This window comes from Flavobacterium sp. N1994 (assembly GCF_025947145.1).
Taxonomy (GTDB): Bacteria; Bacteroidota; Bacteroidia; order Flavobacteriales; family Flavobacteriaceae; genus Flavobacterium.
This window is the reverse complement of the sequence record NZ_CP109999.1, coordinates 265,008-288,151: the sequence shown is the minus strand read 5'-3', so window position 1 is coordinate 288,151 and position 23,144 is coordinate 265,008. Positions and strand designations below refer to the sequence as shown.

Annotated in this window: 23 protein-coding genes; 13 read left to right on the top strand and 10 right to left on the bottom strand. The window is 34.4% G+C overall.

What is annotated here, in order from left to right:
- Positions 1-51 precede the first annotated feature (51 nt).
- The 4 genes from OLM53_RS01430 (at position 52) to OLM53_RS01415 (ending at position 3,353) form a co-directional block, all read left to right on the top strand.
- Entirely contained in the window at positions 52-1,359 is a 1,308-nt protein-coding gene (locus OLM53_RS01430) for a hypothetical protein (protein ID WP_264521278.1), read from the top strand.
- A gap of 109 nt (positions 1,360-1,468) precedes the next feature.
- Positions 1,469-1,948 carry a TPM domain-containing protein gene (locus OLM53_RS01425; protein ID WP_264521277.1) on the top strand — a complete coding sequence of 160 codons (480 nt, stop codon included), beginning with the start codon at positions 1,469-1,471 and terminating at the stop codon, positions 1,946-1,948.
- Positions 1,949-2,080: 132 nt separating this feature from the next.
- Complete coding sequence (locus OLM53_RS01420; protein ID WP_264521276.1) at positions 2,081-2,638, top strand: RDD family protein; 558 nt, start codon at positions 2,081-2,083, stop codon at positions 2,636-2,638.
- Between the two features lie 151 nt (positions 2,639-2,789).
- Complete coding sequence (locus OLM53_RS01415; RefSeq protein ID WP_264521275.1) at positions 2,790-3,353, top strand: hypothetical protein; 564 nt, start codon at positions 2,790-2,792, stop codon at positions 3,351-3,353.
- Positions 3,354-3,717: 364 nt separating this feature from the next.
- Here the strand turns inward: OLM53_RS01415 and OLM53_RS01410 are convergent, their stop codons facing one another.
- A complete protein-coding gene (locus OLM53_RS01410) occupies positions 3,718-4,101 on the bottom strand; it encodes a winged helix-turn-helix transcriptional regulator (RefSeq protein ID WP_264521274.1) in 384 nt (127 codons plus the stop codon).
- Between the two features lie 123 nt (positions 4,102-4,224).
- On the opposite strand from OLM53_RS01410, the gene OLM53_RS01405 reads away from it, so the two are divergent.
- From OLM53_RS01405 to OLM53_RS01395, 3 genes are all read left to right on the top strand, one after another.
- Positions 4,225-4,851, top strand: coding sequence for an FMN-dependent NADH-azoreductase (locus OLM53_RS01405; RefSeq protein WP_264521273.1), 627 nt, complete (start codon positions 4,225-4,227; stop codon positions 4,849-4,851).
- A gap of 44 nt (positions 4,852-4,895) precedes the next feature.
- Positions 4,896-5,270: a VOC family protein gene (locus tag OLM53_RS01400; protein ID WP_264521272.1), complete on the top strand. Its 375-nt coding sequence runs from the start codon at positions 4,896-4,898 to the stop codon at positions 5,268-5,270.
- A 686-nt stretch (positions 5,271-5,956) separates the two neighbouring features.
- The gene (locus OLM53_RS01395) at positions 5,957-6,496 is read left to right on the top strand and encodes a hypothetical protein (RefSeq protein WP_264521271.1); all 540 of its coding nucleotides are present in this window, start codon (positions 5,957-5,959) and stop codon (positions 6,494-6,496) included.
- 98 nt (positions 6,497-6,594) lie between these two features.
- On the opposite strand, the gene OLM53_RS01390 is transcribed toward OLM53_RS01395, so the two are convergent.
- The 6 genes from OLM53_RS01390 to OLM53_RS01365 form a co-directional block, all read right to left on the bottom strand.
- Positions 6,595-6,897, bottom strand: a complete 303-nt coding sequence (locus OLM53_RS01390; protein ID WP_264521270.1) for a hypothetical protein — start codon at positions 6,895-6,897, stop codon at positions 6,595-6,597.
- A gap of 152 nt (positions 6,898-7,049) precedes the next feature.
- Positions 7,050-7,424, bottom strand: a complete 375-nt coding sequence (locus tag OLM53_RS01385; protein WP_264521269.1) for a methylglyoxal synthase — start codon at positions 7,422-7,424, stop codon at positions 7,050-7,052.
- A gap of 84 nt (positions 7,425-7,508) precedes the next feature.
- Positions 7,509-8,360, bottom strand: coding sequence for a BadF/BadG/BcrA/BcrD ATPase family protein (locus OLM53_RS01380; protein WP_264521268.1), 852 nt, complete (start codon positions 8,358-8,360; stop codon positions 7,509-7,511).
- Between the two features lie 87 nt (positions 8,361-8,447).
- Positions 8,448-9,458, bottom strand: coding sequence for a type I glyceraldehyde-3-phosphate dehydrogenase (gene gap, locus OLM53_RS01375; RefSeq protein WP_264521267.1), 1,011 nt, complete (start codon positions 9,456-9,458; stop codon positions 8,448-8,450).
- A 68-nt stretch (positions 9,459-9,526) separates the two neighbouring features.
- On the bottom strand, positions 9,527-10,513 hold the full coding sequence (gene pfkA, locus OLM53_RS01370; RefSeq protein WP_264521266.1) for a 6-phosphofructokinase: 987 nt from the start codon (positions 10,511-10,513) through the stop codon (positions 9,527-9,529).
- A 142-nt stretch (positions 10,514-10,655) separates the two neighbouring features.
- Positions 10,656-15,212: a translocation/assembly module TamB domain-containing protein gene (locus OLM53_RS01365; protein WP_264521265.1), complete on the bottom strand. Its 4,557-nt coding sequence runs from the start codon at positions 15,210-15,212 to the stop codon at positions 10,656-10,658.
- A gap of 99 nt (positions 15,213-15,311) precedes the next feature.
- Between OLM53_RS01365 and tsaD the strand changes: the two genes are divergently transcribed.
- The 6 genes from tsaD to OLM53_RS01335 all read left to right on the top strand — a co-directional run bounded on the left by tsaD (position 15,312) and on the right by OLM53_RS01335 (position 20,694).
- Positions 15,312-16,334 carry a tRNA (adenosine(37)-N6)-threonylcarbamoyltransferase complex transferase subunit TsaD gene (tsaD, locus tag OLM53_RS01360; RefSeq protein WP_264521264.1) on the top strand — a complete coding sequence of 341 codons (1,023 nt, stop codon included), beginning with the start codon at positions 15,312-15,314 and terminating at the stop codon, positions 16,332-16,334.
- A 2-nt stretch (positions 16,335-16,336) separates the two neighbouring features.
- The gene (locus OLM53_RS01355; protein WP_264521263.1) at positions 16,337-17,041 is read left to right on the top strand and encodes a 16S rRNA (uracil(1498)-N(3))-methyltransferase; all 705 of its coding nucleotides are present in this window, start codon (positions 16,337-16,339) and stop codon (positions 17,039-17,041) included.
- An 82-nt stretch (positions 17,042-17,123) separates the two neighbouring features.
- Positions 17,124-18,239 carry a thioredoxin family protein gene (locus OLM53_RS01350; RefSeq protein ID WP_264521262.1) on the top strand — a complete coding sequence of 372 codons (1,116 nt, stop codon included), beginning with the start codon at positions 17,124-17,126 and terminating at the stop codon, positions 18,237-18,239.
- Entirely contained in the window at positions 18,236-18,877 is a 642-nt protein-coding gene (locus tag OLM53_RS01345; RefSeq protein ID WP_264521261.1) for a DUF4159 domain-containing protein, read from the top strand. The genes OLM53_RS01350 and OLM53_RS01345 overlap by 4 nt, the downstream gene beginning before the upstream one ends.
- 11 nt (positions 18,878-18,888) lie before the next feature.
- Complete coding sequence (locus tag OLM53_RS01340; protein ID WP_264521260.1) at positions 18,889-20,070, top strand: class I SAM-dependent methyltransferase; 1,182 nt, start codon at positions 18,889-18,891, stop codon at positions 20,068-20,070.
- Positions 20,071-20,073: 3 nt separating this feature from the next.
- The gene (locus OLM53_RS01335) at positions 20,074-20,694 is read left to right on the top strand and encodes a hypothetical protein (protein ID WP_264521259.1); all 621 of its coding nucleotides are present in this window, start codon (positions 20,074-20,076) and stop codon (positions 20,692-20,694) included.
- Here the strand turns inward: OLM53_RS01335 and OLM53_RS01330 are convergent.
- From OLM53_RS01330 to OLM53_RS01320, 3 genes are read right to left on the bottom strand one after another with little or no spacing between them, the layout of a single operon-like run.
- Positions 20,691-21,353, bottom strand: a complete 663-nt coding sequence (locus OLM53_RS01330) for a M15 family metallopeptidase (RefSeq protein WP_264521258.1) — start codon at positions 21,351-21,353, stop codon at positions 20,691-20,693. The two genes, OLM53_RS01335 and OLM53_RS01330, sit on opposite strands and share 4 nt — an antisense overlap.
- A gap of 3 nt (positions 21,354-21,356) precedes the next feature.
- Complete coding sequence (locus OLM53_RS01325) at positions 21,357-22,661, bottom strand: NAD(P)/FAD-dependent oxidoreductase (RefSeq protein ID WP_264521257.1); 1,305 nt, start codon at positions 22,659-22,661, stop codon at positions 21,357-21,359.
- Positions 22,662-22,718: 57 nt separating this feature from the next.
- Positions 22,719-23,036 carry a rhodanese-like domain-containing protein gene (locus tag OLM53_RS01320; protein WP_264521256.1) on the bottom strand — a complete coding sequence of 106 codons (318 nt, stop codon included), beginning with the start codon at positions 23,034-23,036 and terminating at the stop codon, positions 22,719-22,721.
- Between the last annotated feature and the right edge of the window lie 108 nt (positions 23,037-23,144).

The following is a 23,144-nucleotide window of genomic DNA, read 5'->3' as shown; positions in this document are numbered from 1 at the left end:
TTCAACCACAAAATCAAACAATAAAAAATCAAATCACACGTTATACCAATTATGATGACGACAATAAAAAAATTACAAACGGTGAAACTTATCTTATTGATGGTTATAACCTTTGCCGTTTCACAAGACAGTATGGCCTGTAGTGGATATAAAATTACCATTGGGAATAAGACCATATTAGGAAGCAACGAAGATGCTTGGAGAGTAACACCTCATATTTGGTTTGAAAAAGGAAGAGGTAACGGTAAATACGGAGCTGCATTTACAGGTTCAAGATTTGACGGAGCCAACGGATACGCACCCCAATCCGGAATGAATGAAATGGGGCTCGCCTTTGAAAGATTGGTTTCCTACCACCCCCAGCAAGAACCCTTTGCCAACAAAAAAACTATAGCCAACCCCACCCAATATTTGAAAGACATTTTACACACTTGCAAAACAGTAGAAGAGGTCCAAAAATATATTAGCCAGTATGATCACAGCTATTTCATGGAAGATGTTTTTATTTATGTAGATAAATCTGGGAAATATCTTGTGGTTGAGCCTTATATATTGACTATCGGAAACAAACCGACTTATGTGATATCCAACTTCTGCCCTTCCATAACGCCAGAACAAAATGCCAATAAAGTAGACCGATACCGTAAAGGAGTAGCGTTTTTAAAGAACGGCATCGACACCACACTACAGTTCTGCACCGCATTATCGGATACGATGCACGTTTGCAGACAAAAAATTGGAGATGGAACTTTACTTTCGTCTATATGGGACTTAAAGAACGGAACGGTAAACTTATATTTTTACCACAACTATAAGACCACCGTTCAATTCAACCTAAGCGAGGAATTAAAAAAGGGCGACCACATAATTCCAATAGAAACACTATTCCCGCATAACCCTGAATTCGAAAAACTACGCCATTACAAAACCCCAAAAGACAGCATGGTAATAGGCCTATTTATAATAGCTTGTGCCGGATTTTTTTTACTGACTTCCCTATTCTTTCTAATCCAGTATTTCAGAAGAAGGGAGCCTAAAAAGTATGCTTATCTACAACTAATGCTGTTTCCTATTGGCCTAATGCTATGCTATTATATGTATGTGTTAAGCGGACCCATTTCCGTTTTTTACTTTCCAGCACCCTATAAAGACCCAAAAAATATTTTTATAAGTGTAACTTCATACCTACCATTCCTAGTACTACTGCTGATAATCCCTTTTGGTGTGATGAATTACAAACTAATAAAAGAGAAAAGTTGGAGTTTCTTTGCCACAGGACTATTTACCCTAAACAATCTTATTTACCTTATACTAATTGGACTATTTGCCTATTGGAGGTTTTATGACATTTTCAACTAAGATACAGAATGAAAATAAAAAAGGATATTTCTATATATTTACAACTAAACAATAAAGACTTCATTGCCTGAACACATGTAACGTTATAAACAATTAAACCTCAATACTTTTGAAAAGAACACTTACAATTATTATACTATTCTTTTTTAGTTTCAGTTTTAGTCAAAACGAAATTAAAAACTTTGATGAAACAAACAAGTTACCTGAAATAGAAAAATTTGTTAATGATGTTGACGAAATATTATACCCATGGCAAGAAGAAAGCTTAACATCTACATTAAAATCAATTAAGGACAAAACAGGCGTAACAATTATAATCGTTACAATCAATTCGATTTTACCATATAAAAATATTTCAGATTACACGTCAGCATTGGTTAAACAATCAAAAAATGGGTGTATTTTCATAGTTGTTTATAGAAGTAAAGGACAAATTCAAATTAAGAATTGTGATTTTGTATCGAAAAAATTAACAAGTAAGGAAACTAATTTAATAATTAAAGACTGTATGGTATCTGAATTTATAAAAGGTAACTATCCAATTGGATTTCAAGAAGCACTAATTGAAATTGAAAAGCAAATAGAATAACTTCTAATAAAACCCCTTTCAAGCACCACCTCATATACTTTATAAACCATAACCCTCTAAAAAGATATTTCTAAATATTTACAACCAAAGAGGAAAGGCGTCAGCACGTTGTAAGCAAGCTTAATCATCTATATGAAAAAAATCACAGAGTTAACAGAAACAAGATTAGGAACAGTATATGTTATGGATGAATACGGCAATCGGGAACGCGATGCTGAAGAATATATATTGCAACGTCAAGTCAAAAGCGTTGAGGTGACTAAACGAATAGGACATTATATTATTGATATAATTTTATTTCGCCTTTTACTCATAGCTATAGGTCATCTGCTAGAAAATGCCAATGTTAGCATAACATTTGATACGGATCTTCAAGCAAGTGCCTTCAATTTGGCTTTTAATGCTTTTCTCTACGTGTTTTATTATGCCATCTTTGAATCCATTTGGCAAAGAACACCAGGAAAATTTATTACTAAATGCAGGGTAATTGACGAATATGGCAATGCCCCCGATTCAATGACCATACTTTTAAGATCTTTAATTCGAGTGGTACCCTTTGAACCTTTTTCCTGTACTGGCAATAAATACAGCTACGGATGGCATGATAAATGGTCCAAAACTTGGGTAGTGAGTCAAGATGAATTGGAAGAACTAAAAAGAATCCAAGCAGAACAAGAACAGTCAGAATAATTTATACCGCTACTCCTCTATAATTCCTTAGTTGTAGGTTGTAGGTTGTATGTTCTAGGTAGTAAGTGACAGCTTATATATAAAAGAGGGTATATTTGAGGTAATACCGCTACAAAATGACGGGGTTATGTAAGATTAATGCAACCATTACATGCGAAATTTAAAAGACATCGATATTAATAAAAGCCTTGAGCAAAAGAAATTAATCTATCCAGAAAAGTGGTTTGAGAAATTTGATTCATTGTGTGTTTATTTTTTTTTCTGTATTGTATTCATCATGCCATTTTTAGTTTATTTTGATCCATATAGAAATAAAATAAAAACAGGAAGTGAATATTATTTGCTTTTCATTGTTAGTTTAATTAGTATATATGGAATTTACAGAAAAGCAACAGAAAAATGTCTCTCGAAAATTATAACGCAAAATGAAAAGGCTAAAAATAAGAAGTTGGTCAAAGAATATTGTGAAAAGCTTGGCTATGTAATGTCTCAAAATTCTAAAAGCACTAAGGATTTATACATATTTGATGCCTCTGGTTTTATAAGTATGAGGCCTACTGATAAAACTTGCCGAATTTTCATATTTGATAAACAAACTATATATTTTACTACAATACGAGATAATTTTGCAGGGAATCCTCCAGTTTTGACTACGCATATTATATTAAAATATGATTTAAAGAAATTAGTACTAGATAGCCATGGCAAAAGTTAACAACCGTCTCAAACAATTGTAAATTTTGCAGTGAGTTCACGTTTTAGTTTTAGTAAATTTATAATTAAAGCCTCCAAGGCAAATCGGAGTTTTTTGTTTAAATGTCATCACACTTTGTCATACTGACGAAGGAAGTATCTCATCAACTTTAGTCCTAATAGTTTGGCAGCAGGGAAACCCCTGTTGGTTTTTACCCCATTTTCATTGTTTTTAGCATGCCTTTGGCGGATTATATAAAAAGAGAGTAAATTCCAGTTACTACCACTCCAAAATAGCGAGGATATACAAATTAGGTAAACATACTTCAGAAAAACAAGGAACAAAATGCCAACACTTCGCAAAAACTAAAGAGCAAGCAATTTGCCTATTCCACCTTTTGTTTTTTCATTCGGTATTCTTTTCCCCACTCGGCCATAGATATCATGATGGGCGATAAGGTAAGCCCAAACTCGGTTAAAGTGTATTCAACCCTGGGTGGGATTTCAGCATAAATTTTCCGGCTTATTAACCCATCATCTTCTAATTCTCGCAACTGCTGAGTAAGCATAGATTGCGTAATTCCCTTGACACTTCGCTTCAATTCTCCAAACCTTGCTGGAGAGGTATGATAGATAGCATTAATTAAAATGGCTTTCCATTTCCCACCCAAAACTTGCATGGTTGCCGTTACTGGGCAAGATTTTTCATCAAAAACAATTTTTTTTTCGTTTTCAACTTCTTGATTATCAATATTAGTATTGTTATTCATACTTACACATTTAAAATGTCCTACTTGTGAGAATAAATATAACTCTCAATATTTGCACTACAATAGTAAACAAAACTATTGAAATAATAAAAAATCAATCACTTCATTTAATTTCTTTTTATCATGAGTAACAACGCTCCCTCCCGCCCTCTTGAAATTCTGCGAATAGACAGCAGCTCGCGTTATGCCGATTCCGTGTCCCGACACCTAACCGACCACATGGTGGCTCGTCTGTTGCAGGAATATCCCGAGGCTAACGTCACGACTCGAGATTTAGCAGCAGGTATACCGCTCCCAACAGAGGCGTTCGTTGAGGGGAGTTTGTACGCCATGCAAAACCCAACCCCAACCATGCAAGCCGCCATACAACTTTCTAACGAAATGGTGGCCGAACTCCTCGCTGCTGATATAGTGGTGCTCGGCTTGCCGGTCTACAACTGGACCATTCCCTCCACTTTTAAGGCGTACGTTGACCATATCAGCCGTCTTGGCGTGACCTTTGGATACATCAACGGAGTTAGGCAAGGCTTACTCAAGGCCCGTAGCATTTACATCCTCTTTACCAGCGGAGGCACCGCTATAGGCAGCGAGAATGATTTTGCGACTCCGTATGCGACGTATTTGTGGCAAACCTTGGGTATTCAAGACGTGCAGATTATTGATGCTTCCGGACTTTTGTTCAACGCTGAGGAGATAACACAAAATGCCAAGACCCAGATAGATCAGTTGGTGTTACCTGTGTTTGCTTGATGGCTTAACAACTAAATAATAAAAACAACTTAAAATTAATAAACATGGTAAATACTTTAAATTGGTTTGAAATCCCAGCAACAGATTTCGCCAGAGCAAAAGCATTTTATGCTACAGTCTTAGATGCTCAAATTCAAGAAGACCCTAATCCTCATATGCAATATGCCTATTTACCGTCTGATCCTCAAAAAGGCGGATTTGGCGGAGCCATTGCTAGTGGTGAAAACTTTGTTCCTGCAACGACGGGCACAACGGTATACTTAGATGGCGGCAACGACCTTTCGGTTCCGTTAAGCAGAGTAGAAAGTGCGGGGGGAACCATTATTCTTCCGAAAACGGATATCGGCGAAAACAGGGGCTTTATTGCACTTTTCATCGACACAGAAGGAAACAAAGTGGGATTCCATTCCATAGGATAAAACAGCGTGCTCCTGCATCTTAGTAAAATAGCTGATAGCAGTGTTATCATTACTAAGTTTATAGACAAGAACTCCGAGGCCACTCGGAGTTTTTTGTTTGGATGTATCACACTTTGTCATGCTGACGAAGGAAGTATCTCATCAACTTAATTGCTTTTAGAATGCCTTTTGACGGTTTATATAAAAAAGATAGTATATTTGGTATAATACTGTTACAAAATAGCGGGTATTTATAAGTTAGCTTCAATGCTCAAAACTGTGCACAAAAAATGAACTTATCTTTTAGAATAATTTTTAAATCTGAAAATTGGGAGAATTTCTCTTATATGCTTCTTTTTCTTGGAATGGCTTTTTTTATGTATAGAATAATGAAGTGGAATGTGAAAATAAGAAGAGAAAAGAATTTTAGTGAAATAATTACTAAAGGAAATATAATCCGAAATTGGATGTTCATAGTTTGCTTAATTTTTGGTGCATTAGTATGTTTTTTGAGATTGGTATTTTAATGCTAACGCACAGCCGCTAACAGCGGTTTCGCACAATGGCTGGTTTATTTTTCTTTAGCCGGAAATTACTCAAAAGGAAATTTACATATCTTTACAACAAAGCGGAAAGTTGTCGCCACTGCGAGAAGCCGCGGAACGTTAGCGGCAATTTTTGAGTACTAAATCTTAAATAAAGACAACATGAAAGAGTTACCAATATTTAGGATAACTTCTGATGGAAAACAGAAAGAAATTAATTGGGTTGAACTTAATCAACTAAAGAAGGATATTCTTTGGATATATGATGAAAATACTAATGATCTTTTTAATGTTTTTATACCAAAGGTATCTTTTCAAAGTAAATATTGGGAATATCTATCATTGAATGGTGACAAATTTCTTTATGAAGATGTTAAAGATTTTTACATGCAAGGGGTTTTGATAATAATTCTTTGCATGACAATAGACTATACAGACACTGAAAGTGGAAATCAAAATATATTTGAAGGAACCGAAATAGATTTGATAATAAAATATGTAAAAGATTTTGAGCCAAGAAATACAAATCAAGCTAAACTTAAAAGCATCGTAATCTCACGACTTGAAGTTGCTAATTTAATGACAGAAAGTGATTTAATGAATAAAGAATATGAACATACAAATCTTAATGACTTTGTAAAAGAATTAGAGTGGGTTGATTCTGAATTTATTAAATCTTATTATAAAAGTTTAAGTATATAAAAACTACCACTACGCTCCCGCACGAATCCCTTCGTGTACTTTTTTCTTGTCTATAACTAAAAACCCTCAGTCCTACCTCACTAGGACTTTTTTTATTTCTATCCTTCCCTAACTATATCCTCAACCGCAAATTTCAATCCCATTTTGTAGCAAAAAAAGGCGCTGTAAAAATAGTAATCATGCATCGCCGTAGCTAAATGGAGCATCCCCACAGCTAAATGAAGTACCCCCATAGCTAAATGAAGTACCCCCATAGCTAAATAGAGCATCCCCAAAGCTAAATGGAGTACCCCCACAGCTAAATGAAGTACCCCCATAGCTAAATAAAGCATCCCCAAAGCTAAATGAAGTACCCCCACAGCTAAATAGAGCATCCCCGTAGCTAAATGAAGTACCCCCATAGCTAAATGAAGCACCCCCATAGCTAAATGGAGCACCCCCGTTTCTCAAGAGAGCATCCCCATACATAAATGGGGTATCCCAATTGGTAGTTCGTAATTATTAATTTATTCCGTTGCGCTCCTTACAGTCGAGAAAAGCTCTGGTGTCGTAATTATTTTAATTCATCCAATCCCAGCAACAACAACTGCGCAGTAGCTTCATTAGTAGCAACGGGTACATTATGCACATCGCATATACGAATCAGCATATTAATATCAGGTTCGTGAGGATGACTCGAGTTAGGGTCTTTGAAGAATAGGACCATTTTGGTTTTGCCTTCCGCTACTCGAGCTGCTATTTGGGCGTCCCCTCCCATCGGTCCTGAGAGCATTTTTTTTACTTTAATCCCAACAGCTTCTACTTTACTTCCCGTAGTTCCCGTAGCAATAAGTTTGATGTTCTCTTTTTCTAAAAGGTGTTTGTTTTTATTGATAAACTGAACCATGTCGGCTTTTTTGCCATCATGTGCAATTATAGCGATTTCCATAAGTCGTATTTTAATGCAAGGTAAAATATTCCTCTAAAGGGAGCAAATAAAAAAGGCCTACTGTTAAGTAGACCTTCTATTGAATTATTTATTCAAAGCATGGTAGGCAATCAAACCATCAATAGGTCTTCTTAGCACGTTACCCACTTTAATATCGTATTCTTCTAGGGCTTTCTCTAGTTCTTCTCTTAAATAAAAAGCGATAGAGCCTACAAAATGTACTAAGACATCTCTACAATTATCAAACTGCATGATATAATTTTGAGCAAAGTCTTTCATCTCCGCTTGGATGATATTTTTACAGAAAGGTTCGTCTTTGTGCTTTATCAAGAACTTAGCAAAAGTAGCCAAATACGCATTCGGATTCGGTTCTTTGTATAAATTATGTTTGATGTAATCAGGATCTACATTATATTCCTCTTGAAATTCTTGCGCTAATTCCTTAGGCATTTGGTTGAAAAAGTAGCCACGTAACAAATGACGTCCAAAACGATTTCCAGAACAGTCATCCATAGCAATATACCCTAAGGATTGTACTTTTTGGTGCAACACATTTCCATCAAAGAAACTACAGTTAGAACCCGTTCCTAAGATGCAAACTATCGCTTGCTCGCCTTTTGGAGTAGTAGCATACACCGCAGCATAAGTATCTTCATGTACCGAAATCTTAGCTTTAGTAAAATACTCTTGAAACACTTTAGTCAAAAAGTCTTTCATTCTATCCGTTCCGCAACCAGCACCATAAAAATAAAGATGAGAGGCTTTGTCTTTGTTATGAGAAATATCAAACTTATCTTCTAAACGGTTGATGATTTCTTCCTTATCCAACACTTCCGGATTCAACCCTAGTGTTTGTGTAGTGAACAATACTTTTCCGTTATCATCAATGGCAATCCAATCGGCTTTGGTAGATCCACTATCAACTAATAATTTCATTTGGTTTCGTTTTGGTTTGGTTGTATAGCATAAAAAAGAGTAAAGATATTAGTTTAGGCTATTCTCTTTACTCTTTTTTAAATTTTCTTATTTCAAATTAGCGATATGAACTGCTAAATCAATTAATTTACTTGAATATCCGTACTCATTATCATACCAAGACACTAATTTGAAGAACGTAGAGTTCAACCCAATTCCCGCTTTAGCATCCACAATAGAAGTTCTTGAATCAGACACAAAATCTTGAGAGACTACATCATCTTCAGTATAGCCTAAAATGCCTTTCATTTCATTTTCTGAAGCTTTTTTCAACACAGCCATGATTTCTTCATACGAAGTTTCTTTAGCTACTTTTACCGTTAAATCCACCACAGACACGTCAACCGTAGGAACACGGAAAGACATTCCAGTTAATTTCCCATTCAAGGCTGGAATTACTTTCCCCACCGCTTTAGCAGCTCCTGTTGAAGAAGGAATGATGTTTACACTAGCAGCACGTCCACCTCTCCAGTCTTTTCTAGAAGGTCCGTCAGCTGTCATTTGAGTTGATGTGGTAGCGTGAACGGTTGTCATTAACGCTTCTACAATACCGAAGTTATCATTGATTACTTTCGCTAATGGTGCTAAACAGTTAGTAGTACATGAAGCATTAGACACTACTGTATCAGTTGCTTTAGCTTCATGGTGATTTACTCCCATTACAAACATTGGTGCATCTGCTGATGGTGCAGAGATAACCACTTTTTTAGCTCCCCCTTCAATGTGGGCTTTTGCAGTTTCCACTGTAGTGAAGAACCCGGTGCATTCTGCTACAATATCTACATCTACATCTTTATCATCCCATTTGATTAATTTAGGGTCTCTTTCTGCAGTTACACGGATGTATTTATCGTTTACATATAACTTTCCGTCTTTTACTTCTACTTTTCCAGCAAAACGACCGTGTACTGAATCGTATTTTAATAAATAAGCCAAATGGTCTACATCTAATAAATCATTGATGGCTACTACTTCTACATTGTCTCTGTTATAGGTTTCTCTGAAAACTATTCTTCCAATTCTTCCGAAACCGTTTATTCCTAATTTTACTTTTGACATCTTATTTATTTGCTTTAGGCATTATGCCGATTAATTTTTGTTATTCGTAATTTCTAATTCGTAATTAATTATGTAGTCATGATATCAGACACTCTCAATAATTCTTGATCAATTTCTGAATGACCTTTGATAGCGTTTTCCAATGGAGTCAAGGCTACTTTATCGTTTAGGATACCTACCATATAATTGGATTTTCCTTCTAGTAACGATTCCACTGCTTTTACACCCAAACGTGAAGCCAAAACCCTGTCGTAACAAGACGGTGCTCCCCCACGTTGCATGTGCCCTAATACAGAAACACGGATATCATATTCTGGTAGATTTTCTTCGATATAATCTTTTAGTTCGAATACACTTTTCCCGATTTTATCCCCTTCGGCAATCACCACAATACTCGATGATTTTCCTGAGGCTTTACTTCTCTTTAAAGACTCTAACAATCGTTCTAGTCCTAAGTCTTGTTCTGGGATAAGGATTTCTTCTGCTCCAGCACCAATTCCAGCATTCAAAGCAATATGTCCAGCATCACGCCCCATTACTTCCACAAGAAATAAACGGTTGTGCGAACTGGCTGTATCTCTAATTTTATCGATACATTCTACCACAGTATTCAAAGCGGTATCAAAACCTAAAGTATGACTGGTTCCAAAAATATCATTATCAATAGTGCCTGGAATTCCCATTACAGGGTACCCAAATTCATTATTGAAAACTTCAGCTCCTGTAAAAGAACCATCTCCTCCAATAACAACAAGAGCATCAATTTTAGCATTAACTAAATTTTGATGCGCTTTAAGTCTTCCTTCTGCGGTCATGAATTCTTTTGATCTAGCCGATTTCAAAATGGTTCCTCCTTTGTTCACGATGTTGTTTACGCTTCGTGGTCCCATTTCTTTAAAATCGCCTTCAATCATACCTTGATATCCTCTGTAAATACCAACACATTCAATATCGTGAAAGGCACATGTCCTAACAACAGAACGGATGGCAGCATTCATTCCAGGAGAATCACCTCCCGAAGTTAGAACACCTATTTTTTTTATAGTATTTGGCATTTTTTCAGTATTAAAATGTAAAATTAGCAAACAACTGCTATTAATTCACCCCATTTATTGCCATAATAACAATCTAGAGTAAATTCAATCGTTTTCGTTGATAAGTTTTTGAGTTATTCATTTTAAGAAGAGGATTTCCGCCTTAATCGTCTGTCGGAATTGCTTCTTTATTTGGAGTAGGTTCTGGTTTTTTCTTCTCTTTATCCGCCGCTTTTTTTTCCTTGATGGTCATATTATCAGGAAGCAAACTAGAGTCATGGATTTCAGTACTTGAATTTTTGTTGGTCTCTGCTTTACCTAATTTGGCGTTTTTAAATATCTTATTGACCAATTCACTAAAGGTATCAAAATCAACTTCATAAGACATTCCTAACCCTTGCGTATAACCAACGCCTTGACCAATATAGGTAATGTCATTTTCCCGATTAAAGACTCTTAGGTTCAAGGTACCATCTTCATTTACGCGGTATTGCACTTCAAGATTTCCAACTATAGAGGTTTGGGTAATACCACCCACTGGCACCCCTACTTTTCCGTTAACGGTAATTCGGTCATTAATTTTAGAAGAAACATTTACACTAAAACGAGCATCTGTTTGTTGCCCTGTAGCCAATTTATCGGCCACGACATATTCTGGTGCAATAGAAATTTTATCATTGTTATTGGAGAAAATATCTCCAAATAGGCTACTCGCTTTTTCATAAAGATTATTAGACAACTGGTTTTGATTAACCCCATCTTGACTCAGAAAACTCCCTGAAGAAAGCAAATACAAAGCTTGTGTTTGACGAGCATCTCTATCATCTAATTTATATTGTATTTCTGATTTTAAAGAACTGCTCACATTAGGGAAATTGATATTAAAATCAGGTTCCGGATTGGTTAAATTCCCTCTAACTCCAATCACCACTTCCACATCTACTTTCTTATTAAAAGATGGATTATCAATCAGAATTGCTGGATTAGCTCCACCTGGAACTTTATATACGGCTTCCAAATTTAAAGTGGCTGCCAATGGATCTCCTGCCCACACAATAGAACCTCCTTTTTTTACAGTAAAATCTTTTCCTATTAATCCTCCGTATTTAAAGTTATAGGAACCCGAGACCACGGAAAAATCACCAAACATTTCAAATTTACCAAACGTATTAATTCGGAATAAAAGAGTACCATTGCCTTTTCCTTTCATACCATGACCACTTTCTCTATTCAGAATGACTTCGATATTGGCGATTTCAGTAATATTAAAATTAAAGTCTAATTCAAGTCCGCTATAATTTCTATTTTGAACCACATTACTCTTGTCCCCTTTCTTATTCTTTTTCTCTTCTGGAGTTAAAAAGTGAATGTATTTGTTTTCGTCTACGGCTTCAGCATCATTTATAGGGATTTTAATATCGGTTCCTTTCGCCGACTCTGCATCTACTTTGATCATCAAGTTACCAGTAGGTCCTTTTATAGTCGCCGAACCATTCATAAAGGCCGTACCATAATAAGCGGCATCTTCTTGATCAACCGTATTTAGAGCTAACAATCGTTTAGAATTAATACTCAAATCCAATTGCCAATCCCCAAATTGTTTGTGTTTTATAAATCCGTTGATGGTTCCTTTGGTATCAAATTTAGTATCCGTAATGTTCGTTTCACGGATGATGAATTTATTTTCCGTGACATCTATCACTGAATTATCATCAAATTTATAATCGGTATTAAGATACGGAATGTTTAGCCCAGCCTCATTAACAAACAATCTTCCATTATAATCTAAATTATCAACATCCCCATTAATCCTAGCATTTCCTGAAGCAAATCCTCTTATGTTAGTAATCACATCGCCTCCAATTTTGCCTAAAACGCCTAGATTAAATTTGTCAAAACTGAGGTCAACATCCAAAGCTGTTTTATTATCAAAGACCGAAATATTTCCTTCAGCACTAAAAGATTCAACATTTTTGTTTTCTAAAGTTGATTTTAAATGAAACGTTCGGAGCGATTCGTCTCCTCTGATGTCCAAATTTAAATCTCCTAAAGCGATGTCGTTCACTTTCAAACTATCTATCTTAAGTGTCGAAGTAGGTTGGAAAACCGTATTGTTTTGCTTGAAATTAACTTTACCATTCAGATTTCCATCAAACTTAAACTTCTCTACATCGGGGGTAATTTTGTTTAAATCGACATTAGTAAAGTTGAGCTCTAAGTCCTTATTCTGCTTGCCTTGCAGCAATCCTACAAAACTCATACTTTGATTTTCATGGGACAGTATTATGTTTTCAAAAGAAAAGTTATTCAGCTTTTTATCAAAAACAATTTTATTATTCTCCTTGCTTTCTTTTTCATTTAAATTCCATAAAAAGTCTTTGAACTGAAGCTCTGATTTATTAAATCCGATTACGTTTTTATTCTCCTTATTAATGGTATGGTAGAAATTCAAGTTGTAAAAATCCTTGCCTTCTTTACCCCCTTTAAACTCCGATCTAAAGTACAAGCTATCGTTAACTATCGTGTTAATCATACTAAAATCTCTTATTTTATAGTACTTGGTCTTGATGGAATCAAGCTGCACATAAGAACTGTATAACGGATTTTTATTATCTACTTGAAAGACTAACTTATCAAACGTATTGTTGTACGCTACAATTTGTGGTGATATAAAATCGAGCTTAAAGTTTTTGGTGTCTGAGCTGATATTTCCTTTTAATGTGGTGTTTTTAGCCAAAGAAATATTAGGATTAAAAATCTCAATGATTTTACTATGCAATGAAAAATCAAACTTCAGGTATTGGTTGGGAGTGACTTTATTGGGTCTGTAATTTCGGTACAAACTTCCCATTGAATTCTCTACTATTTTTTGTACTTCGGCCAGCTTATATTTTCCAACAACGGTACCTTCGATGGCATCGGGAGAATTGACAACCACCGCTCGTTCTCCAGTAGCATCAAAACTAGAATTGACATTCAGGTAATCGATAAAATAAAGATCTTTTCTGTTTTGGTAAGAAGCATTGGTTAATAAGAAATCCCCTTTCAAATTATCCAACGAATTCCCTGTGGCTTTAATCACAATATCCCCTTTAAAAACAGCAATTGAATCTTTTATAAAGTTCAGTTTTTGCAGATTAGCATAATCTATTTTGGTATGGAAATCATAAATGTTTTCTCTTTTGGACAAATCTAACACTCCGTTGAAATCCATGAATAAATTAGGGTCGTTTACATAGAATTTACCTTTAAATATGGGTTCTTTAAAGCTTCCGTCAACGATAACCTTGGTATAATTATAACCGTTATATTTCAATTGAAAAATATCGCCAACAAAAGTGGTGTTTAAATATTTTCGGGTAAATCCTTTTCCGTCGACATCCAAATTAAGAGACACTTTTCCTAGACTTTTTTCGTTTATCAAAGCACCAATATCAAATCCGTCTAAGATGACATTTCCTTGGTATTTCGCATTGTCAATAGTATTGAGATTAGACATGTGCAAATCAGACTCAACAATACCAAGTGCCGTATTCATAATGAAATTGGTATTGATGTAAGTTTGGGTTACTTCGGCATCTCCAGCATAATAAAACTGTCCCAATTTGTCTAAAGAAGAAGGCAATTTCTTCCCGAGAATATTAGGCAATAGTTTTGTCAAATCTTTATAATTGGAAGCTATTTTATTAAACTTACCCTTCATGTAAAAAGCACCAGGAGCTCTTGGAAAAAGATTTTTGAAGTTAACGTCTCCTTTGATGATTGAATTCTTTCTATCCTGCAAATACATATCCGTAGCATAGAAATCATTTAAGGTTCCTTTGATTTTGGAGTTCAGATAGAACTTTTGGTTGGGAGCTAATTCACTATAGAAGTGGCGAATATCGTTTGTTGACAAGGTAGAACTGTCAATCGCAACATCAAATTTAACTCTATTGTTGAAATTACTGAAGTCATGGTTGTCCTTATTGTAATTAAGAATTACCATTCCGTTCAAATAAGACTCTGGGGTTCTCACTTCAAGGTTTTCTAATCTAATATTCTTTTTAGTATAGGTGAAATCCGCAAGCAAATTATCAACGGTAACCCCACGATGATCATGAAAAGTCATTGCTGCAATGTTGGCAGTAACATTTGGTCCTTTTATTTTGAATTTCTTTAAATGCGCATCGAGTTGCGTAAAGTCGACATCTTTTGGATCTGCTCTGTTTTCATCTAACATCACAAAGCGGCTCTTGGTTAGATATATATTATCTGAAGTCATTAAAAACTTTCCGCTACTTGGCTTTCCGTCGTCAAAAGCGGCGATGAACAAATCGAGGTTCGTTTCTTTTTCTCCTTTGTAATTCTTAATTTGAAGATAAAAGTTATCTAACCTTAGGTCTCCAAAAATCAACTTGCCATCCATTAATTTTTTGAAATCTAAAACCGTAGTTTTGATTCTTTGTGAATAAATTAAAGTATCTTGATGATGGTCTAGAATTAAGACTTGCTTTAGCTTTATCCCTCCAAAAAAGGTTATGGCAACCGCATCAATATTGATATGAGTGCCATAGCTTTTGTTGATTTTTTCAGTAGCATAATGAGCAATTTTACTTTGCACCACTGGCAAAGACAAGGTAATGCTGACTAATAATAAGAGTAGGATTAGCCCAACAATCGTTCGAAAAAGTATTTTCCGAAATTTTTTAAAACCGCTATTTGTTTTAATTTTTTCCAATTATTATCATGGCTTACGAAAGAAATTTACCTTTGTAAAAAATCTTTACATTTGATTTTTCTTTAGATTGTCAAATATAAATCAAAAATCGCGCCTTTTATGCATCCCGAAGAAGTTTTTATATTAGCCATCGAAAGTTCATGCGATGATACTGCTGCTGCTGTTTTAAGAAATGACAAAGTTCTATCGAATGTAGTAGCTAGGCAAAGTATCCATGAAGAGTATGGTGGTGTCGTTCCCGAATTGGCTTCAAGAGCCCACCAACAAAACATAGTTCCTGTAATTGATGTTGCTTTGAAAAAAGCAAACATCACCAAAAATCAACTGTCAGCAATAGCTTTTACTCAAGGTCCTGGATTGATGGGGTCGCTTTTAGTGGGTTCTTCTTTTGCTAAATCGATGGCGATGGCATTGGATATTCCTTTGCTTGCCGTGAATCACATGCATGCTCATATTTTGGCTCATTTTATTGATGAAGAAGGGTATGATAAACCAACCTTCCCTTTTTTAGCCTTGACTATTTCGGGAGGACACACTCAAATTGTGAAGGTTATTGATTTTTTCCATATGGAAATTATCGGAGAAACTACTGATGATGCTGTTGGAGAAGCGTTTGATAAAACCGCTAAAATATTAGGACTTCCCTACCCAGGTGGTCCATTAATTGATCAATTTGCTAAAGAGGGCAATCCTAACAAATATCTTTTCACGAAACCAAAAGTGGAAGGCTTGAACTTTAGCTTTTCTGGATTAAAGACTCAGATATTATATTTTGTTCAAAAAAATGTATTGGAGAATCCCAACTTTGTCGAAGAAAACAAAGCCGATATTTGTGCTTCGGTGCAACACATCATTATTGAAATTTTGATGGATAAATTAAAATTGGCTGTAGCCGAAACGGGTATTACGCAAATTGCTATTGGTGGAGGAGTTTCTGCTAATTCAGGTATTCGAAATACCTTAAAAGAAGCTGAAAGTAAATACGGCTGGAAAACCTTTATCCCAAAATTTGAATACACTACAGATAACGCTGCCATGATTGGTATTGTGGGCTATCAGAAGTTTTTGCATCAACGTTTTTCAGATGCTAATGTGGTTTCTAAAGCCCGAATTGAATTTTAACTATGCAATTATTCTACAATCCAAACATAACTGAAAGCGACACTTCGTTTGTTTTTGACAAAGAAGAAAGCAAACACATTATTAAAGTCTTGCGCAAAAAAGAAGGCGATGTTTTGCATGTTACCAATGGTTTAGGTTTTTTGTTTACAACCGAAATTACAATTGCTTCAGATAATAAATGCACCGTTAAGATTAATGCCACTGAAAAGCAAGAAACTCCTAAATTTCATTTGCATCTTGCCGTTGCTCCAACCAAAATGAACGAACGCTACGAATGGTTTTTAGAAAAAGCGACGGAAATTGGTATACAAGAAATCACCCCTATTATCTGTGAGCATTCCGAACGAAAAGTCATTAAAACCGATCGATTTCAGAAGATTTTGGAAAGTGCCATGAAGCAATCTTTACATTATTATTTGCCCAAATTAAACGAACCTATTCTTTTCAAAGATTTCATCAAAACCAAGAAATCGGGACAATTATTTATGGCACATTGTGAAGAAACCGATAAAAAATCGCTGAAAAATGAATTAAAAAACAATGAAGATGTTACCATTTTAATTGGTCCTGAAGGCGATTTTTCTGTTAAAGAAATCCAACTAGCCCTTGAAAATAATTTTATTCCTGTATCTTTGGGAGCCACCCGTTTACGAACTGAAACAGCGGCAATTGTGGCCTGTCATAGCGTAGTTTTTACAAATGAATAATACAATGCTTAAAAGATTTATTTTATTTTTATTGTTACTGCTAAATTCGACTATCCTTTTGAGCCAAAAGCAAACGCTTTTTATGGATAAAAATTATAATGAAACATTGGCTTTATCAAAGGTTGAAAAAAAACCTCTAATCATCTTCTTTTATGCTAGCTGGTGTCCACATTGTAACAAAATGAAGAATGAGATTTTCACAGATAGTACTGTCACCGCATTTTATAGAAAAAACTATGTCCGTATGGCAGTTGACGGCACAACAACTTATGGGCTAGAACTAAAAACCAAGTTTCGAAATCAATTCAAAGTCCTTAATTTTCCAACATTTGCCTTTTTAGATTCTAATGAAAATTTACTCTATTGTGTTTCAGGTGAATTAAAAAAAGAAGCTTTTCTCTCTGAAGGAAATGATGTTTTATTACCTGAAAATCAGTTGCCCAATATAAAGAATGCCTTTATCAATGATCCATCAAATATAGATAAGTGTTTGAAATACATAACAACGATTCGGAAAGCGGGTTTTGATGCTACGCCAATTACGCAAAAATACTTTAGTACAAAAACGGTAGAGGAGCGATTTACAGAGCCTAACTGGAAAGTCTTCTCTAATGGAATCAATAATTTTGATACCGATGAATTTAAATTTGTAGTTCAAAACAAAGAAGCCTTTTACAAAGTGATCTCACCCACAAGAGTAGATAAAAAAATAGTCTATACTGTATCTCAAACATTAAGACCTTTTGTAGAGGCTATCGACACAATCAATTATGATAAAAAACGGTTGGTAGCGGAAGCTTTTCACTTTCAAAAAATAGATTCATTATTATATCGATTTGATGTTCAAATTCTATCTGGGACTCCTAATTGGAAAAAATATCAAAAAGTAACTTCTGAAAATGTGGAGAAATATTCATGGAAAGATCCCGTTATGCTCAGTGACATCTGCAACACCTACCTCGAAACTGTACCTGATAAAAAAGGATTATTGTTAGCCATAAACTGGGGGAAACATTTAATGGATTTCGGTGAGTCGATGGATAAATATGTACTTATGACTAAATTATGTTTAAAAGTAAAAGACTATAAGCAAGCTTTTGATTATGCCCAAAAAGGTAAAATCTTTGCCGATAATTTAAACCTAAAAAGTGACGCACTAGATCCTCTTCTGTTAGAAGTCAAAAAGCATATCAAATGAAAAAAATAATACTTCTTCTTCTTCTTTTAATTTCAAGTTGGTCTTATTCCCAAGAAATTGCATTGCTAAAATATAATGGTGGTGGCGATTGGTATGCTAATCCAACTTCATTATCCAATTTGGTAAAATATGCCAATCAAACACTAAATACCAATTTAAAATCAAAGCCAGCTACTGTAGAACCAGGAAGTCCAGATCTTTTTTCCTATCCCTATGTTCATATGACTGGGCATGGTAATGTGGTCTTTAGTGATACTGAAGTGATCAATCTAAGAAACTATATGCTTTCTGGAGGGTTTCTTCATGCCGACGATAATTATGGCATGGATCAATACATTCGAAGAGAAATCAAACGAATATTTCCGAATAATGATTTGGTAGAAATTCCTGCTAATCATCCTATTTTTCAAAAACCAAATTTGTTTGCTAACGGGTTGCCCAAAATTCATGAACATGATGGAAAAAGAGCGCAAGCCTTTGGGATTTTCATCGATAACCGATTAGTTTTTCTCTATACGTTCGAATGTGATTTGGGAGATGGTTGGGAAGATCCTGAAGTACACAGTGATCCCAAAGAAGTTCGTGAAAAAGCCTTAAAAATGGGAGCGAATATTTTAAACTATATTTTTAATAATTAAAAATATACTGAGTGAATAAATCACTATTGTCTGCCGATATTCAAGAGTTCATCAATTCAAACATAGAAGTTGATGTTACCAAATTGGCTTTGCAAAAAAACAAATTTTCTAATGAGGATTGGGCTTCTATTTTGAATCAGATTGTTGGAAAACAAAAATCAAAAAGCAAACTACCCACTTGGTTCAATGCCAAAAACATTATTTATCCTGTAAAAATATCGATTGAACAAACTTCCTCCGAAAAAACAGCCGAATATAAATCACAGCTAGTTTCTGGTGAAACATTGATTGATTTAACAGGAGGGTTTGGTGTAGATGATTATTACTTTTCAAAAAAAATAGACCGAGTTACTCATTGTGAAATCAACATAGAACTATCTGAAATAGTAGAGCATAATTTTGAGCAATTGAACATAAAAAACATTCAATGTTTGGCTGGAGACAGTTCAGAAATTTTGAAAAGCTTAAATCAAAAATTTGATTGGATTTATATTGATCCTTCTAGAAGAAATGATGCTAAAGGCAAGGTTTTTATGCTTAAAGATTGCTTGCCGAATGTTCCTGATTTGCTTACTTTTTACTTTGAATACGCTTCTACTATTATGGTAAAAACAGCACCCATTCTCGACATTACTGCAGGCTTATCTGAATTACAAAACGTAAAAGCAATTCATGTTGTTGCTTTAGAAAATGAAGTAAAAGAACTGCTGTGGATTTTAGAAAAAAACTATAATCAATCGGTTTCCATAACAACTGTTAATCTCCTAAAAAACAATACCGAAAGCTTTTCTTTTGTTTTAAAAACAAAGAATGATAGTGTTGTCTATTCTTTGCCAGAAAAATATCTTTATGAACCTAATGCTGCCATTATGAAAGCGGCTGGATTTAATGAAATAGCATTACAATTTGAAGTCAAAAAACTGCATCAACATTCTCATATATATACTTCCGACAATAGGATAGATTTTCCTGGTAGGATTTTTAAAATTGATTCTATTTTGGAATACAACAAGCAAAACATGAAATCATTTTTGAAGGATAAAAAAGCAAATGTCACTACGCGTAATTTTCCAGAATCTGTAGAAAGCATACGCACAAAGTGGAAAATTAAAGAAGGTGGTGATGTCTATTGTTTTTTTACAACCAATATGAATAATGATAAAATAGTTTTACTTTGCAGCAAATTAAAATAAATCATGAAACCAAAGGTTCACGAATACCAAAAAATCAATTTTAAAGTCATGAGTAAAAATCTTGTTTTATCGTTATTCTTGCTATTAAACTTAGTAGCTTTTGCTCAAAAACCATGTGAAATCGACACCAATGTTACCGATAGTTTAGGAACTTATAAATTGTTAAAGCAATCCATTATTTTTGAAAGAAGTTTTGCTGGAAATTCGACTGATATTTTCTTTTCGTTATATAGTAACAATGGGATTTTAGGTCTTGAAACACAAATTTTACAAAGAAGTTCCGACTTTATCAAAGCGTATTGTTTTGATGCCAATTCTAGAATTTATTTTCAGTTAAACAATGGGAAAATCATCAACTTAATATATGCAGGAAACGAAACTTGTGGCAGTTTAGTTCATAATGAAGAAAAGAATAACAACATTAGAATTATGACGGGTTCTTTTGTGTTTTCAAAAGAAAATTATGAAGACTTGAAAGTTTCTCCAGTTACCTTTATGAGAGTAAAATATGCAGCTGAGATTATTGATTATCCCTTAAAAACAGAACTCACATCAGAATTGGATAAAAAAACATATAATCCAGAAAATTATTTTATTGATTACTTAAAGTGTATTGAAAACTAATTTTGACAACGCCATTTTAAGTTAGAAACCTGGTCTTTATTACTTCCGGTTAAGTTATAATGCCACCATTCGGAATCGAAGGATTTAAAATTATTTTGAAGCATAATCTCTTTTAAAAACTTTCTATTAGACAGAATTTCTGGGGAAAGATTTTGAAAATTATGACTGGCTTCTTTTCCAAAAAAGTCAAACTTTGTACCCATGTTAACTTCAATTCCAAGTGAGTCAACTAAGGAAATATCTACTGCTCCTCCTCGATTGTGAATTGATCCCTTTTTAGGATTAGCCACAAAATTAGCATCAGGTACTATTTTCCACATTTTCTTTTGAATCGATTTGGGGCGATAACAGTCATACAATTTTATTCTGAAACCTTTGTTTAAAAACGATTTATTAGCGGCCAATAATGCTTTTACTGTTTTTACACGGAGGAAACATTCATCACAAGGATATACTTTATCTTTAAGAAAATTATCAGCAGTGGCATATTTCATGTCAAAAATAAAGTCGCGACTGTAATTTCTTAAATTGACAAAAGCATTACTATCCACTTCTTTAGTTATATCAAGTAAAACTGGAGATTTCCTAGAATCAAGGTAATTTGATTTGCAGGAGAACAATAGCATTGTTATTAGGGTCAAATAAATTATTCGTTTCATAAACTAAACTTCATCATTAGTAAAAGTAGTGAAACTTTTCTTTTTGTATGGTCTAATAATTAATCTTCCTTCACGGTCAAACCAAATGTAATTGTAAACCCAATTCAAGAAAACTACTGCTTTATTTTTGAAACCTATAAGAGAAAACAAATGAACAAACATCCACACAAACCAGGCAAAAACACCACTAAAATGATAATGAGGCAAATCAACCACAGCTAAGTTTCTACCAATTGTAGCCATAGAACCTTTATCATTGTATTCAAACGCTACCATCTTTTGCATACGCAGTAATCGAATTAAATTTTCTCCCAATAACTCCCCTTGTTGTATTGCAGGTTGTGCCATCATGGGATGACCTTGAGGATATTTTTCTGTTTCCATTGAAGCGATATCACCTACAGCAAAGATATTGTCGTATCCTATCACTTGATTGTATTGATTTACTCTTATTCTCTCAACTTTTTCTACCAATGATTTAGCATCCAAACCATTCACTTTAGCGCCTTGAACTCCAGCTGTCCAAATAACGGTGGCAGAATCAAATGTCAATTCGGTATTGGTAGTTATTATTCTTCCATCGTAATTAGTAACGCGAATGTTTTTCCAAATTTTCACTCCTAATTGTAATAAAAATTCTTCAGCCGCTTTTGAGGATTTCTCACTCATTGTGTTCAAAACTCTATCGTTGCTTTGAATTAAATTGATTTGCATTTTGGAGATATCCAAATCAGGATAATCTTTTTGAAGAATGGCTTTTTTCATTTCGGCCAAAGCCCCAGCTAATTCTACTCCAGTTGGACCAGCACCTACAAGAACAAAATTCATTAAAGCATTTCGTTCAGCCTCATCTTTAATCAAAACAGCCTGTTCGAAGTTTTCTAAAATCAAACTACGGATATTTAGTGACTGTGGAATGGTCTTCATTGACATGGCATTGCGTTCTATTTCTTTATTGCCAAAATAATTGGTTTTAGAACCTGTAGCAATGACCAAGTAATCATAATTTAAATCGCCAATTTCAGAAATGATTTTTTGATTGTGTGTGTCAATTTCTTTGACAGAAGTTAATCTAAAATAAAAATTAGGATATTCCTGAATGACTTTTCGAATAGGATAAGCAATCGATCCTGCTTCTAACCCTCCTGTAGCCACTTGGTACAATAAGGGTTGAAAAGTATGATAGTTGTGTTTGTCAAGTAAAACTACTTGAAGGTTTTTATTTTTAAGTTTTTTGGCTAAAGCGATGCCTGCAAATCCACCACCTATGATGACTACTCTTTTCAGAGAACTATTAGGAATATTCATTTTAGAAATTCAACTGAGTGAATAACAAAGTTACGAAGCATTACTTCATAAACAGGTTTATTCTTCTGGAAAAACAACAGGTCCTTTCCAATTCATAAAACCTCCTTCAAGATTATAAGTGTTTTCAAAACCCATTTGATTCATGATAGCGCAAGCTTGCGCACTTCTCCCTCCGGCTTTACAATAGACATAATAATTTTTGCTAGGATCTAACTCTTCCAATCTATAGATAAATGCCTGACCTTTGTAGATATCGTTTAATACTGCATTGGGAATAATTCCTTCGCTCCATTCATCAGCAGTTCTTACATCTAAAATAACCGCATTGCTGTCCTCTTCTAATTGTGATTGCCAATCTTTTTGTGATAAATCCATGGTTTATAATTTTTCAAAACAAATATATTTCTTTTACTGGAAAGATGAAAGATAAAAGTTAGAGTAACACTAGGTTTTACTTGGTTAAAAAAAATTAACAAAAAAATA